The sequence below is a fragment of the Vibrio sp. R11-SG3-ISO9 genome (assembly GCF_059834255.1).
In genome coordinates, this window is sequence record NZ_JCBDGU010000013.1 from 1 (window position 1) to 11,846 (window position 11,846).

Below are 11,846 nucleotides of genomic sequence, written 5' to 3' on the forward strand. Positions count from 1 at the left end.
TATAATCACTGTTACCAACTGAGTGCGCGTTGCTGAACGTGTAAAATCCGCACAGCACCATTAACAAGAGGTCTCCCCGTTCGACTCAATCGCCTGACAAAACAGATACGAAAATGAGACGACATTCGCGCCGACATCTAATAACAATGATAGAGAGAGAAAAGGATTCCCCAAAAGACACGCTTTTAGATTGACTCTAAAAGGGTTGATTTAGCCGATGTGTTGGCTATAATGGTCGGACTTATCACGGAGCTGTGTAAGTGGTTTTTGGGGGGTAAAAGATTGCAGTCTTTTACTCCTTTTCTCTTTCTGGGGTTTATATTATTGATCTAAATTTCAGAGATCAAGATCTTTCTTGCCCATAAAGGGCGAAAGCTCAATTTCTAATCTTATCTAAACTTTCTGTTAATTGGATCACAAATCAAGGCTTTACAGCTAGAATTTGATGAGTCTATCAATAAAGCCCTTTCATTTATTATCCTAATAGGACGCTTAATTTAATTAATAGCGTTGTAAAGATCCGTTTCGAACAGTTTTTCGCTTTGCTTAATGTAATGCGTTGGAGTCCCTTTTCCGGTCTTGTTGTAATGCTTTTTCCAGTATTCAGCGCGGCCCGCTAAATCTCCAGGAATAGGTTCAGGCACTAATTTATAATGAAGTCGGGCAAAAATTGCCGATAGCAGTGGGGAGAAATTAAGATCTCGCGGTTCGATTTCGTCGAGGTTTATCCCGAAACGTTGCTCAATGCGATCGCGATGATGGTCGCGCGTTCGTTCCTTAATGTCTTGAATGGCGATTTTGTCGAGCTGAAATAAGCCGAATCCGCTCTCGGAGTGAATGTCCGGGGTTGTGCCGAGTGCCGTCTCAGCCGCGCAGGTCCCTAACATTAAATTCATGGCCGGGGCTCCACCTCCCAAGCATCCAACAACCGAAATTACGATTTCACCAATAGCCTTGTCGTTATGTAATCCATATTTAAACATTTTTACTTAATCCGTCATTTATTTATATTTTTGTTAATAATACCAAAGGGGTAATGATCAACAACTGATCCGAGCACATTGACAAATAAATTTACTAAAAAGCCACTTGAATTAAGTGGCTTTTTTTTGAATCAAATTAAATCATATTATTGGCGATTCCAACCGCCATGACTAGGATTATGATTCGGATTGTGGTTAACCTGATTCATATTAGCATTTTGGTGGCTTGGTGATGATTCATATTGATTTTGATTAGGCGCATACTGATTCATATTGTTATTAGGTTGATTCTGGTAGCTGCCTTGTTGCTGATGCTGTGGGGCTGCGTGAGTTTGGTTGATATCTGGCGCAATGTAGCGGCGGATCTCGTTGCGGTCCCCGTGCTCTTGGTCTTTCTTTACGTAGATTTGAGCGCGACACAAGCGAGACTCTAAACTCTCAATCATAGATCGGCTGATCTGCCCGGATGCATTGGCGCCCGCAGAGATAGCCAACTGCTTTAGGTTTTTGCGTGCGATTTCTACCGCTTCCATGCTTGGGTTCATTACGTTAAAGCGAGCCCAAACGAGGCGCCCCTCAAATTGACCTGATTCAATTTGAAGCGGGATCGTTACGATTCGACCGTCTCCGGCTTTAGTGGTTGAGAACTCCGGGCGTAAAATTCGGAAATCATACTCTCCCCCAGGAACCGGGGAATAGTTGTCCTGTTCGTCCACTTCGTCAAAGTTGCCGTAAATTTCATCATTCATATCTTGCATTCTGATCACCTAGATTATTGTAAAAGTTGTCAATCGCTTGTCTGTATGTCGTATGACAGAGCGGCATTTTTTGAGGGAGTTTGAAACGGTTTTTCGCGTCGTGGCTTGGCCGATGTTCTGTGAACATGTTTCGGCCGCCGTTGCCTTTGGCGATCTTGCGTTCCTTGAATCCGGTTCCAACGGTCGTTAAATATGCGTCGTCTTGAGCGAACAAAAGACAGTCGCACCATTCTTTGAACATTGGCAAAACTCGTTTACTTAGTGCAGGGGTCCAACGGGAATAAGCCTCGCCCGCCGGATCATCAAATTGCGTCACTTGGGCGTGAGCTATTAAATAGATGTCCAGGTTTCGGCGTTTGACTAGTTCGTCGAGCATGGTTAGAAGTACGGCCATTTTGTCGGCGACCATCATCGGGCCTTTCCCGTATGGAATCTCTCCGATCCCTTTCCCCTCGCTTGCCTCTACAGCTTTCGCCGCCAATCGTTCGCACCAATCCAAAGAGTCAATGATCAGGGCCCAAAAGTTGTGGGGCTCCTCGATGTAGGCTCGGATTTGCATTAGAAGATCGGCCCAGGTTTCGGGGCTAGGTAGGCGGGTTACATCAAGCGCGGAAACTCCATCCTCAGCACAAACCCAGGCAGTGCCCGGGACAGCGCAAAAAGTAGATTTTCCAACGCCCTCAGCGCCATAAATAAACGTTTTCAGAGGTCGCCGGATCACTCCGCTAATCATGTTTTCGAGCATAAAAAAAACCTCCTTGAGCGGAGGTTTTTATCGTGCCTTGGCAACTCTTACAACCCTTTTAGGGGTTTTCTAGTGCTATGTCACCCTTTTTGGGTTTAATGTGAAAGGCTATTCGATTAATCTAAAAATCGCAGCGTATACGTGGCCGTTGTCAGCGACAAACTTTCCTGAGAAGTCGCCGATCTTAGATTCGCGATTGGGGTCCATTGCGTCAGATGCTAGTTTTTTTGAAACCTCTTGATTTAGAGGATCATCCGTCGAGCCTATAAGCCACAACGGACACACATCAAAAAAGGTTGCTAAATCAATAAGACCGTCTAATCGTGGGAAGCGATATCCGCTCTCATATTTGCCGTATGTGGTTTGAGCGAGCCCGAGAGCGGTAGCAGCTTCGAGCCCAGTGTCGAACCCTTTTGCATGTCGCAATTGTTTTAGTCGCTCTTTAAAAACCTGCATATCCGGCGTTTTTAAATTTCTCATTAGTGACCCATAAAATTATTTTCTTGGGAATATACCCTTAAAGGGGAAGCAATTCAATGAAAAGGCGCGTCAAAAAATGCAAAACCGCTCGTATATGTGAGCCTTTGGTAATAGTTTTTGATTAAAAAAAGCATGAGCACAAAATGAACATTTCAGAATTTATACTCGAAAAAACGATCTCAAAAGCGGCGAGAGAGTTGGGGGTCCCAACGTCTACCGTAGCTAACTGGGCCAAGCTTAGAAAGGCCCCGCGCCCTGAATCGGCCGAAAAGCTTATCGAATATTCGGACGGGGCTTTGAGTTGGGCGTCAATTTATCAGCCCTATGTTGACGCCAAAAAAGGGGCTAAATAATGCAAATATTGGAGGCTCAAATAATTGAGCATTTGGTAGAGGGTGAAGAGTACAAAGTTAAAGACCTAGCGAGGATATTAAACGTCGAGAAAGCGAGGGTTATCGCACTAATTAGGAAGCTTAGGAAGATGGGGCATTTCTTCCACCAAGAGAGCATTTACAACAATACGGGCGCCGCGACTTACGTTTATTACGGCTTCTTTAAAGATCTAGACGTGACAACGCCACTCGGCGCCGTCCTTGCTCTAAAGCGAAAGAACCCGAACGCGTCGGCCTGGTCCTTAGATATGGGGGAGTCATGAGTTATAAAATTATCCTTGCTGATCCTCCTTGGCAATACAATGACAAGTCTATGAATCGCGGCGGAGCAGAGCGGCACTATCCAACAATGAGCCTCGAAGAAATGCGGCGATTGAGAGTCCTTGGTCTAGCCGACCAGGAATGCGCGCTTTGTATGTGGATCACGTTCCCTCAGTTGGAGACGGCCAAAGAGCTGATCAAGCTTTGGGGTTTTGAGTATGTGACCTGTTTGTTTGTCTGGGTTAAGACTTACAAAGACGGCGATCCGGGGAATACGTTTGTGGGTATGGGTCACTACACCCGCAGCAACGCGGAGCTTATGATCTTGGCTAGGCCAAAAAGAAAGAAAACGCCAAAGAGGATAAACGCCTCTATTCGCCAGGTTCAATTCTTCCCAGTGACGAAACACTCGGCCAAGCCTCCAGAGTTTCGCGATCTCATTGTGGACCTGTTCGGAGACTTGCCTCGAATAGAACTATTCGCCAGAGACTCGGCTCCAGGTTGGGACCATTGGGGGAATGAGCTCGACACGAATATAAAATTAGGCCCGAGCCCTTTTAAAAACTTGGGTGAGGCTTATCGGTTTGCATTGGCGGAGCGTGAGCCGTCAGATCGTGACTATCGCATGATTTGCCCCAAATGCTATGACTTAGACGAGGTGAAAGCCCTTGAGTGTGACGACGGCGGCGGGCTCCTGTTCGAGTGTGGTCGATGTGGATATCAAAAAACGGCGCCTGAATTGGTTCATTTTAAAACGGCCCTGCAGCCATATCACCGGGAAGCGTGTCGCGCCTAAAATGTTAGTTATCCCCCGTATTGGATCGACGCTCCTTTTGTGGTGTTTTGTGGTTTTTGGTGGCATTGCGATCAAAAAACATGCTAATCAGTGGTTAAATGAATATATTTTAGCTATTTATAGTGGTATTTGTATATTAACTAGGGATATACACCTAATTTAAGTGATATAAATATCAGTGCAAACGTGACAAATGTCACATTTTTAAGCAGTTACCGATCAAAACCTGATCGATCGGGCTCTGTTATCTCCTTTTAGGGTTGATTTGCAGGGTAAATAAAGCCAATATTCGCCCCATTAGCGCGTTAACGTAAACGCGCGCTAAGGTGTTGCCTCTTTAAGCCGTGGCAATATCGCCTAACCAACTGACGTAGTAATAGATTTTTATTGCATATGCCCCGCCCCACTGTTTCGGGACGGGGCTTTTTTTTTAAATGGAGCAGTAAATGAAAGACGGCCAACCAAAAACAGACGATTCACGCGAAGAGGTCGGGATCAGAATGCGTTTAGTCCTGGACGTTCCAGGAGTCAAGGGAGAAGCAAGGGCCGAAATGTTTGAGGCTTTCCAATCGATTATTGAACAGGCTGAGAAAGACATTGATAACGAGGCAAAGCGCATCGAGGAGAAGTTCGGCCTAAAGAGAATTAGATATCCCGAGGAACTGCGCCCAATAGTGGACAGACTAGAGAAAGCTATCAGTGAGGCGCCCGAGGAGTTGCGCGAACTTATGAGAGCTTTATCGGGTAAAGCTTTGGACACTCTCATTAACGATGATTGCGATTGCGAGTCGTGCCAGTCAGAGAAAGAAGAAACGACCGAAGATAATAATAAAGTATTTCATTAATTAGGCGTCCCCCAACGCCTGGGCCTCGCTCCTGGGGCCTTTCCTTATAGAGATCAGTTATGGCAACAAAAGATATAATGTCCGAGCTTCACGGCTTGGTTCGAGGTAAATACAAGAGCCCGCAAAAGTATTTTCACGGCGTCACAAAACCTTTTATGAAAGCGCAGCTTTCTGAAATATCCGCTTTTAGACTTGTCGCCGAGCATTGCATCGAGAACGATATTAAACCCGCTAATGTTGTCTCGGAAATGCTGTTCCTACTTGAAGAGCTACCGCGAAACCTGTTCATCCTCAAAACATCCGAAAGACTCCATTTTCTAAGAAACTCAGCTAACGATCTAAAGTGGACCGAACACGACGAAAAGAATTTCTTTTGTACTGGTTGCGGATATGTCTTCCCAAATAGTAAGCGTTACGGCGCATCAAAACAGTGTAAGCCTTGCGTGAACAACTCGCACAAAAAGAGCTACCACAAGAACAAGAACAAGGATGATAAAAAGCCGGTGGATGATGTGCCAGAGCAGAACGAGCCGCTAGAGATAGAGCAGTCCGTCGAGGCTGTCCCTCATCAAGTCGCTATCGAGCCTCAAGTGAGCATAGAGCCAGAGATCGAGCCGTTTGTTTCGTTTACTGATGTAATGACAGATCCAGGAAAAGGCCGCGTTACTGTGTTGCTTGAAACAGAAATGTTTGATTTAAAGTCATTACTTGAGATTATAGACCCTTACTTGTTAAAGGTTCCGAAATGTTCGGACAGCGTAGGGGTAAACGATGACAAGCAAAGCGACACAGAAAAGAGTGGATGAAGCATTAGCCGAATTTGGTCGGAGGCTAAAGGCGGCGCGCGAAATGGCGGGCTTTAGTCAAAAGGATGTTTATGAGCATTTAAACGTAGGTCGTACCAAGTACCAGGCGATCGAGGGTGGAAAGCAAGCCGTCAAACTAGACGAATTGATATTGATAGCGGGCCTATTAGATAGGGACCCGCGTTTCTTCCTGAATTTCTGGGCTGATATTAAAAGGACCGACGTTTATCTGGATAGATTGGGCGAGATAGAAAGCGAGTTGGTTTCGTTCCGTGGTGAAAACACGAAAATGTTTAATAACCAACGGAAGATCTTAAACGCCGTGAATCACTTGTCCGAGCTCATAACATCCCAGAAGTAAACACAAGCCGCGTTTTATACGCGGCTTTTTGTATTAATGGGGTTGTTTTTTTATGTTTCTGATTACGGGCGTTTTGTTGGCTTGCCTTTTCTCGCGGCCATTCGGAAAAGATATTAGCTTTTTGCTATTGCTCGGGTATGTCCTACTACAAATGGAATCAAACACGGGGAATATCACTTATCTTTGGTGGGCTTTATCTATTCATATGATCGCTCACTTATGGGCGTTCTCTAGGCTGTTACGACGCCGGAGAAGATAGCGCGATCATGAAATGGAAAGTAAAGCATTTCTTTATCGAGGACTTTATCGAGCAAAGAAAGCAGAGAAACAAGAATTTCGGGAATCATGGCGCTAAATACTTGCTTGAGTATAGAAACACAGAACCCATACGGCCCGTTGTTGACGTATTCGAAAAATTTGAGAACTCAAGCATGTCCAAGAACAAACAGTCGCTCATAGTCCTGCAGAGCATGAGAGAGAGGGTTGAAAGTGGCGAAAGCGTGGATCAAGTGGAGTGAAAGCGAAGAAAGGTTTTTGATTGCAAACTCGCAAACCATGAAAGCCGAGGACATAGCCGCGTCGTTGGGCCGTTCCTTGGCGTCGGTGCATTCAAAGGTTCGTTATTTTAGAAAGATTGGAAAGGTTGTCCGACTTAGAAAGTCAGGGCAGGCGCACCACTTGGCCAAGCATGATGATCATGACGTGGAGCTTTGCAGAATGTTGAGCCTTGAGGGTGTTACCGGGGAGAAGATATCCGAAAAGATGGAGGTCCCGCTCGGGACTGTTTACGACTGGATTAGCTATCAGAGCAGAAAGGAACAAGTAAATGAAAGTTGAGAAAATCGCGAAGCTTTGCAGCGGACGACGGGAGGCGATGGACGTCGCGGGAGCCCTGGCAATGATGAAAGACTGTGAGATCGGAAAGCTTGTCTTGTTGGCTCGCGTTAATGGTGATCATAGTTCCGCAATGGCTTTAGTTGAGATTTTAACGGGTTTACTTATTGGAGAGCATAAAAGGAGAGCGGACCAATTAGCAAGGCTTATAGCTCTTGAGGCCATATCCCCCAAGGTCTGCGAGGCTTGCGAGGGCAGAAAGTGGGTTTATAAGTTTGTCGCATTGGGCGAGGATTGCGAAGAGGTCCAGGTCGAGCAAGTGCCTTGTGAGGAATGTTCCGAAAGGGGTTTTTTGTGGCGCTCTAGTCGCTCTAGGGCTAGAGATTCCGGGGTCGCGTGGGAAACCTGGAGGCGTAACAAGTACAGCGAAACCGTGGAAGCATGGGTTTTGATGATAGAAAAAGAGGTCGGTCACGCTCAAAAAAAATTTTCCCAACAATAGCCCGAAAGGGGTGGAAATGAGCCAATTAGGGTGGTAGATTTATCAACATGGGAATAGGTATAAATTGCATGACTTAACCATTTTCTCAGCTCCGCGATTAAAGCTTAAAAGGCCCTGGGTTATCCCAGGGCTTTTTTATTACCTGGGGGAAAGCATGGCAGCACTTGATCAAAAAACGGCGCTAACCTGGGCGGTCTCCCTGGTTGGCTTTTTTGGGGTGATGGTTCTCAATGATATGCGTTCGGACTTAAAAGCGACCGCCGAGGCGGTTCCTAGCATTAGCCAGGATGTAGCGCTAATAAAGCAACGCCAAGAGCATGACCGACAACTGAACGAACAAGGGTTCGACGCGCTGCAGAGCGAGTGGGACCTCTTCAAAGATATATTCACGCCGCAGACACTAGCGGAAATCAAGAAGATTAAAGCAGAGGGCCAAGGATGAGAAAGCCACAGTTACCAGATCGCAAACAGGCGATTAAATACGGCGCCGCAGCTATAGCGGGCGCGTTGTTAGGTCCACAGTTCGCCCCTATCGTTGGCGAGTTGGTCGGGGCATTGCTCCCGCTCTTTGGGTTCTAACTGCGTATTAACTACATACTGTTAAATTGCGGATCAGCGTTGAATTAAAAAGGGAGGCGAAAGCCTCCTTTTTCTATGTTTTCTATTTTGAAATGCTTTTGATATGGCTCTTTGAGTTGTTAAAGGATTGTGATCTTAGGTCTGTTTGTTGTTCGCAGCCTGTTTTTGTCTGAAAGGGCCATAATCATAAGTTTTTCGAATTTTGGCCGGGGTCGCTTACGGAGAGTTTTGTCCTTTCTGCATCCGTTCGGGTTCGGCCGCCAATTTTGCTCCTGGGTCGCCATTAACCCGATTAACTGGCACTAGATAGGCTCGGGGGCCTCTATTGCGTTTCTGTTTGTGCGGCTCTATTATCTGAGCGTTTACACTAAACAGGAATTAACACGATGTTTGATAAGGTTTTCTATTTTTATTTTGGGTGGGCTGCGTTCCTTGGCATGGTTGCGCCGTTTATTGTTCTTTACCTCGCTCTTTTAGGCGGATAGAATGCTCGGGCGGCTAGGTGAGCTCAACCACTGAAAAAACCTTTCGATTACCTCCGATTGGTTGCCGCGAACAGGAAAAAGAAAAGTCAAAGCCTCATAGAAAGGCAGTAAATAGAGCCCTGCAGGATGCGGGGCTTTTTTGTGTTGATTTAATCCTTAAAGTGTCGATAATGGGCTCCCTTTTTAACCAATAGGAGTCATTAAAATGACAATTAAGGAGCGCATTTTCGTTGCGGTTTTATTCGAAACACTGGCGGTAAGCCTGTCAATCGTTGGCCTATGGATGTTTACAAATCATGAGGTTAGCGCGTTGTCAGGCACGATGATTTTAGTTGCAACACTGGCTATGATCTGGAATTACATTTTTAATATTATCTTTGACAAGTTTTACCCAGGCGACCGAGCCGAGAGAGGTTTCGGGCTTCGGGCATGGTACATAATTCTATTTGAGGCGGGCCTATTGCTCGCGACGATTCCGCTAATTGCATACCTGTTAGGGGTGGGAATTGTCGAAGCGTTTTTGATGGATGTGGGAATAACAATTTTCCTCACTATATACGCGTTTATGTTTAATCTTATTTACGATCACGTTAGAGCAGCGATTGTAAAAAAGTCACAGAGTACGACTTTTCAGACATAGATTTTACATTCGACCCAGACGAATTTTAGAGAGAGAGCCCTGCAGAACGCGGGGCTTTTTTGTGCTCGAATAAAAGGGCTTTGCCACAGTAAGAAATTAACTTCAACCCTAAGAGAACGAAATATTCTGAAACGTTGAACGTCGCCACAATCCTAAATAATTTAATTTGAATCGTGAATTAACGTCGATAGACTTCCGACTATTATCAATCGGAGGTTAACAAATGAATATTCTCGGCTATATGCAAAAAGTCGGTAAGGCGCTAATGGTTCCCGTTGCGACTTTGCCTGCAGCGGCGATCCTTATGGGTGTTGGCTACTGGCTCGACCCGACGGGTTGGGGCGCTAATAGTATGCTTGCCGCGTTCCTGATTAAATCGGGCGGCGCGATCATCGACAACATGGCGGTATTGTTTGCCGTTGGTGTTGCATTCGGTCTATCTAAAGATAAGGACGGCTCGGCCGCTCTATCTGGTTTTGTAATGTGGTTGGTAACAACGACACTACTATCTAAAGGTTTCTTAGCTATGGCGCTGAGTGTGCCAGTTGATCAGGTGCCAATGGCATTTGACAAAGTGGCAAACCAATTTGTCGGGATCATCATCGGTATTATCTCAGCAGAGATTTACAACCGAACAAGTCACATCGAGTTACCAAAAGCGTTGGCGTTCTTCTCGGGTAAACGTTTAGTGCCGATTCTTACGTCAATTGCGGGCATGGCTTTGGCGTTTATCCTTATGTCTGTTTGGCCTGTTGTCTTCTCGGGCCTATTGGCTTTGGGTACATCGTTGCAAGATATGGGAGCAGTAGGCGCGGGCTTGTTTGGCTTCTTTAACCGTTTAATGCTTTCGGTTGGTATGCATCACGCTCTTTACCCTGTTTTCTGGTTTGACGTTGTCGGCATTAATGACATTCCTAATTTCTTGGGCGGCGCTCAGTCAATCGCAAACGGCACAGCAACGCCGGGCGTGACTGGTATGTATCAGGCGGGTTTCTTCCCAATCATGATGTTTGGTCTTCCGGCGGCAGCGCTAGCGATTTACCACTCAGCAGACAAGAAAAACAAAACTAAAGTATTTTCTGTAATGTTGGCAGCGGGCGCGGCGTCGTTCTTCACTGGTATTACAGAGCCGCTAGAGTTCTCTTTCATGTTCCTAGCTCCGGCCCTGTTCCTGATTCACGCAGTGTTAACCGGTATCAGCCTATTTATTGCGGCTCACATGGGTTGGATGTCAGGCTTTGGATTCTCGGCGGGCTTTGTAGATTTCGTGCTAGGCACTCAAAACCCGTTAGCAACTCAGTGGTACATGCTGATCCTACAGGGCCTAGTCTTTGCCGTTCTCTACTATGCTCTATTCCGTTTCACTATCGTTAAACTGAACCTTAAAACGCTTGGCCGTGGTGAGGATCTAGCGTCGGATGGTGAGGACGATATCAAGACGGTAGCGGCTCAATACATCGAAGCGCTAGGCGGTAACGACAACCTTACAGAGATCGATAACTGTATCACTCGCTTACGTCTAGGCGTGAAAGACTCTAGCAAGGTTGACGAGGCAGCAGTCAAAGCGCTTGGCGCGGCCGCAGTGGTTAAGCTTGGCCCTACAGCGATTCAAGTAATTGTTGGTATGGGTAAGGTCGACAAAGTCGCTAAAGCGATGAAAGAGATTCACGCAAACTAATTCGGGGTAGTTCTCCCTATAGGACTCGCGGCTAGTCACCGCGCCGGATACTAAACCCGTCTTTATGGCGGGTTTTTTCTATCTACAAATTACCCTAATTGGATCGTGCAAAACTTTGACGCCGTTGTGATTTTGGCGTTTTTCGTGCCTTAAAGTGTAAAAGCTCATATATTCGGGCTACTAATTTTGTTCAAAATCAGTACAATTCTAGCCTCATTTATACGAGGTGTTAGTTATGAAAAAGCAGAGCGGTTTTACTCTAATTGAATTAGTTGTCGTGATTGTGATCCTTGGGATTCTTGCAGTATCGGCAATTCCTAAGTTTATGGACGTGCAGAGCCAAGCGCGCGCGGCAGTCCTGCAGGGCGTTGGCGGAGCGGTTAAGAGTGCGAACGGTATTGTTTACGGCCAGGCATCGATCCAGGGCGTTGACAAGAAACTAGACGGTACAATTCACTTGTCCGAGGGGGTCGAAATTTTAACGACAAACGGCCATATACTTGCGAATGCAGACCAGATCGAGAAAGCATTAGATACTGATATTAACTATTATGATGTGGTTGATTTCTATCCTAATGGTCAAAACGGCCCGAAAGCACAAGACGCAACAATTTTCACTTTTGAAGAGCCGAGCCAAAGCGAAGAATTGGATCTAGGTTATCCAATGAAAGCATTTGAAAATGATTGCTATATCGTTGCTT

General features: G+C 45.9%; 16 protein-coding genes. 12 read left to right on the forward strand and 4 right to left on the reverse strand.

Translation table 11 applies throughout. The annotated features are described in order from the left end of the window. Positions 1-497: 497 nt before the first annotated feature. The 4 genes from AC6R05_RS05095 to AC6R05_RS05110 all read right to left on the reverse strand — a co-directional run bounded on the left by AC6R05_RS05095 (position 498) and on the right by AC6R05_RS05110 (position 2,966). Positions 498-983 (reverse strand): hypothetical protein, encoded by a 486-nt coding sequence (locus AC6R05_RS05095; RefSeq protein WP_500646739.1) that lies wholly within the window; start codon positions 981-983, stop codon positions 498-500. Between the two features lie 146 nt (positions 984-1,129). Then, the gene (locus AC6R05_RS05100; RefSeq protein WP_500646740.1) at positions 1,130-1,741 is read right to left on the reverse strand and encodes a DUF669 domain-containing protein; all 612 of its coding nucleotides are present in this window, start codon (positions 1,739-1,741) and stop codon (positions 1,130-1,132) included. Beyond that, on the reverse strand, positions 1,725-2,486 hold the full coding sequence (locus AC6R05_RS05105; RefSeq protein ID WP_500646741.1) for an ATP-binding protein: 762 nt from the start codon (positions 2,484-2,486) through the stop codon (positions 1,725-1,727). Before AC6R05_RS05105 ends, AC6R05_RS05100 begins: the two co-directional genes overlap by 17 nt. A gap of 108 nt (positions 2,487-2,594) precedes the next feature. Beyond that, entirely contained in the window at positions 2,595-2,966 is a 372-nt protein-coding gene (locus AC6R05_RS05110; RefSeq protein ID WP_500646742.1) for a helix-turn-helix domain-containing protein, read from the reverse strand. A gap of 143 nt (positions 2,967-3,109) precedes the next feature. Between AC6R05_RS05110 and AC6R05_RS05115 the strand changes: the two genes are divergently transcribed. From AC6R05_RS05115 to AC6R05_RS05170, 12 genes are all read left to right on the forward strand, one after another. After that, complete coding sequence (locus tag AC6R05_RS05115) at positions 3,110-3,319, forward strand: hypothetical protein (protein WP_500646743.1); 210 nt, start codon at positions 3,110-3,112, stop codon at positions 3,317-3,319. Next, the gene (locus tag AC6R05_RS05120) at positions 3,319-3,621 is read left to right on the forward strand and encodes a winged helix DNA-binding protein (RefSeq protein ID WP_500646744.1); all 303 of its coding nucleotides are present in this window, start codon (positions 3,319-3,321) and stop codon (positions 3,619-3,621) included. Before AC6R05_RS05115 ends, AC6R05_RS05120 begins: the two co-directional genes overlap by 1 nt. Continuing rightward, complete coding sequence (locus AC6R05_RS05125; protein ID WP_500646745.1) at positions 3,618-4,415, forward strand: MT-A70 family methyltransferase; 798 nt, start codon at positions 3,618-3,620, stop codon at positions 4,413-4,415. Before AC6R05_RS05120 ends, AC6R05_RS05125 begins: the two co-directional genes overlap by 4 nt. 446 nt (positions 4,416-4,861) lie before the next feature. Then, on the forward strand, positions 4,862-5,260 hold the full coding sequence (locus AC6R05_RS05130; RefSeq protein WP_500646746.1) for a hypothetical protein: 399 nt from the start codon (positions 4,862-4,864) through the stop codon (positions 5,258-5,260). 59 nt (positions 5,261-5,319) lie between these two features. Further along, positions 5,320-6,066, forward strand: coding sequence for a hypothetical protein (locus tag AC6R05_RS05135; protein ID WP_500646747.1), 747 nt, complete (start codon positions 5,320-5,322; stop codon positions 6,064-6,066). After that, complete coding sequence (locus AC6R05_RS05140; RefSeq protein ID WP_500646748.1) at positions 6,032-6,427, forward strand: helix-turn-helix domain-containing protein; 396 nt, start codon at positions 6,032-6,034, stop codon at positions 6,425-6,427. Before AC6R05_RS05135 ends, AC6R05_RS05140 begins: the two co-directional genes overlap by 35 nt. Positions 6,428-7,253: 826 nt before the next feature. Beyond that, entirely contained in the window at positions 7,254-7,763 is a 510-nt protein-coding gene (locus tag AC6R05_RS05145; protein WP_500646749.1) for a hypothetical protein, read from the forward strand. Positions 7,764-7,917: 154 nt separating this feature from the next. Next, positions 7,918-8,205 carry a hypothetical protein gene (locus tag AC6R05_RS05150; RefSeq protein WP_500646750.1) on the forward strand — a complete coding sequence of 96 codons (288 nt, stop codon included), beginning with the start codon at positions 7,918-7,920 and terminating at the stop codon, positions 8,203-8,205. Then, positions 8,202-8,342, forward strand: coding sequence for a hypothetical protein (locus AC6R05_RS05155; RefSeq protein WP_500646751.1), 141 nt, complete (start codon positions 8,202-8,204; stop codon positions 8,340-8,342). Before AC6R05_RS05150 ends, AC6R05_RS05155 begins: the two co-directional genes overlap by 4 nt. A 690-nt stretch (positions 8,343-9,032) precedes the next feature. Next, positions 9,033-9,467, forward strand: coding sequence for a PACE efflux transporter (locus tag AC6R05_RS05160; RefSeq protein WP_500646752.1), 435 nt, complete (start codon positions 9,033-9,035; stop codon positions 9,465-9,467). Between the two features lie 223 nt (positions 9,468-9,690). Further along, positions 9,691-11,145, forward strand: a complete 1,455-nt coding sequence (gene nagE, locus AC6R05_RS05165) for an N-acetylglucosamine-specific PTS transporter subunit IIBC (protein ID WP_500646753.1) — start codon at positions 9,691-9,693, stop codon at positions 11,143-11,145. A gap of 235 nt (positions 11,146-11,380) precedes the next feature. Then, the coding region (locus tag AC6R05_RS05170) for a type II secretion system protein (protein ID WP_500646754.1) at positions 11,381-11,846 on the forward strand (466 nt) is incomplete at its 3' end.

Bases quoted from the DNA above. Each gene is read 5' to 3' on its own strand.
- AC6R05_RS05115 (WP_500646743.1), top strand. From the start codon at position 3,110: ATGAACATTTCAGAATTTATACTCGAAAAAACGATCTCAAAAGCGGCG.
- AC6R05_RS05125 (WP_500646745.1), top strand. From the start codon at position 3,618: ATGAGTTATAAAATTATCCTTGCTGATCCTCCTTGGCAATACAATGAC.
- AC6R05_RS05145 (WP_500646749.1), top strand. From the start codon at position 7,254: ATGAAAGTTGAGAAAATCGCGAAGCTTTGCAGCGGACGACGGGAGGCG.
- AC6R05_RS05105 (WP_500646741.1), bottom strand. From the start codon at position 2,486: ATGCTCGAAAACATGATTAGCGGAGTGATCCGGCGACCTCTGAAAACG.
- AC6R05_RS05130 (WP_500646746.1), top strand. From the start codon at position 4,862: ATGAAAGACGGCCAACCAAAAACAGACGATTCACGCGAAGAGGTCGGG.
- AC6R05_RS05100 (WP_500646740.1), bottom strand. From the start codon at position 1,741: ATGCAAGATATGAATGATGAAATTTACGGCAACTTTGACGAAGTGGAC.
- AC6R05_RS05135 (WP_500646747.1), top strand. From the start codon at position 5,320: ATGGCAACAAAAGATATAATGTCCGAGCTTCACGGCTTGGTTCGAGGT.
- AC6R05_RS05140 (WP_500646748.1), top strand. From the start codon at position 6,032: ATGACAAGCAAAGCGACACAGAAAAGAGTGGATGAAGCATTAGCCGAA.
- AC6R05_RS05120 (WP_500646744.1), top strand. From the start codon at position 3,319: ATGCAAATATTGGAGGCTCAAATAATTGAGCATTTGGTAGAGGGTGAA.
- AC6R05_RS05160 (WP_500646752.1), top strand. From the start codon at position 9,033: ATGACAATTAAGGAGCGCATTTTCGTTGCGGTTTTATTCGAAACACTG.
- AC6R05_RS05095 (WP_500646739.1), bottom strand. From the start codon at position 983: ATGTTTAAATATGGATTACATAACGACAAGGCTATTGGTGAAATCGTA.
- AC6R05_RS05110 (WP_500646742.1), bottom strand. From the start codon at position 2,966: ATGAGAAATTTAAAAACGCCGGATATGCAGGTTTTTAAAGAGCGACTA.
- nagE (WP_500646753.1), top strand. From the start codon at position 9,691: ATGAATATTCTCGGCTATATGCAAAAAGTCGGTAAGGCGCTAATGGTT.
- AC6R05_RS05150 (WP_500646750.1), top strand. From the start codon at position 7,918: ATGGCAGCACTTGATCAAAAAACGGCGCTAACCTGGGCGGTCTCCCTG.
- AC6R05_RS05155 (WP_500646751.1), top strand. From the start codon at position 8,202: ATGAGAAAGCCACAGTTACCAGATCGCAAACAGGCGATTAAATACGGC.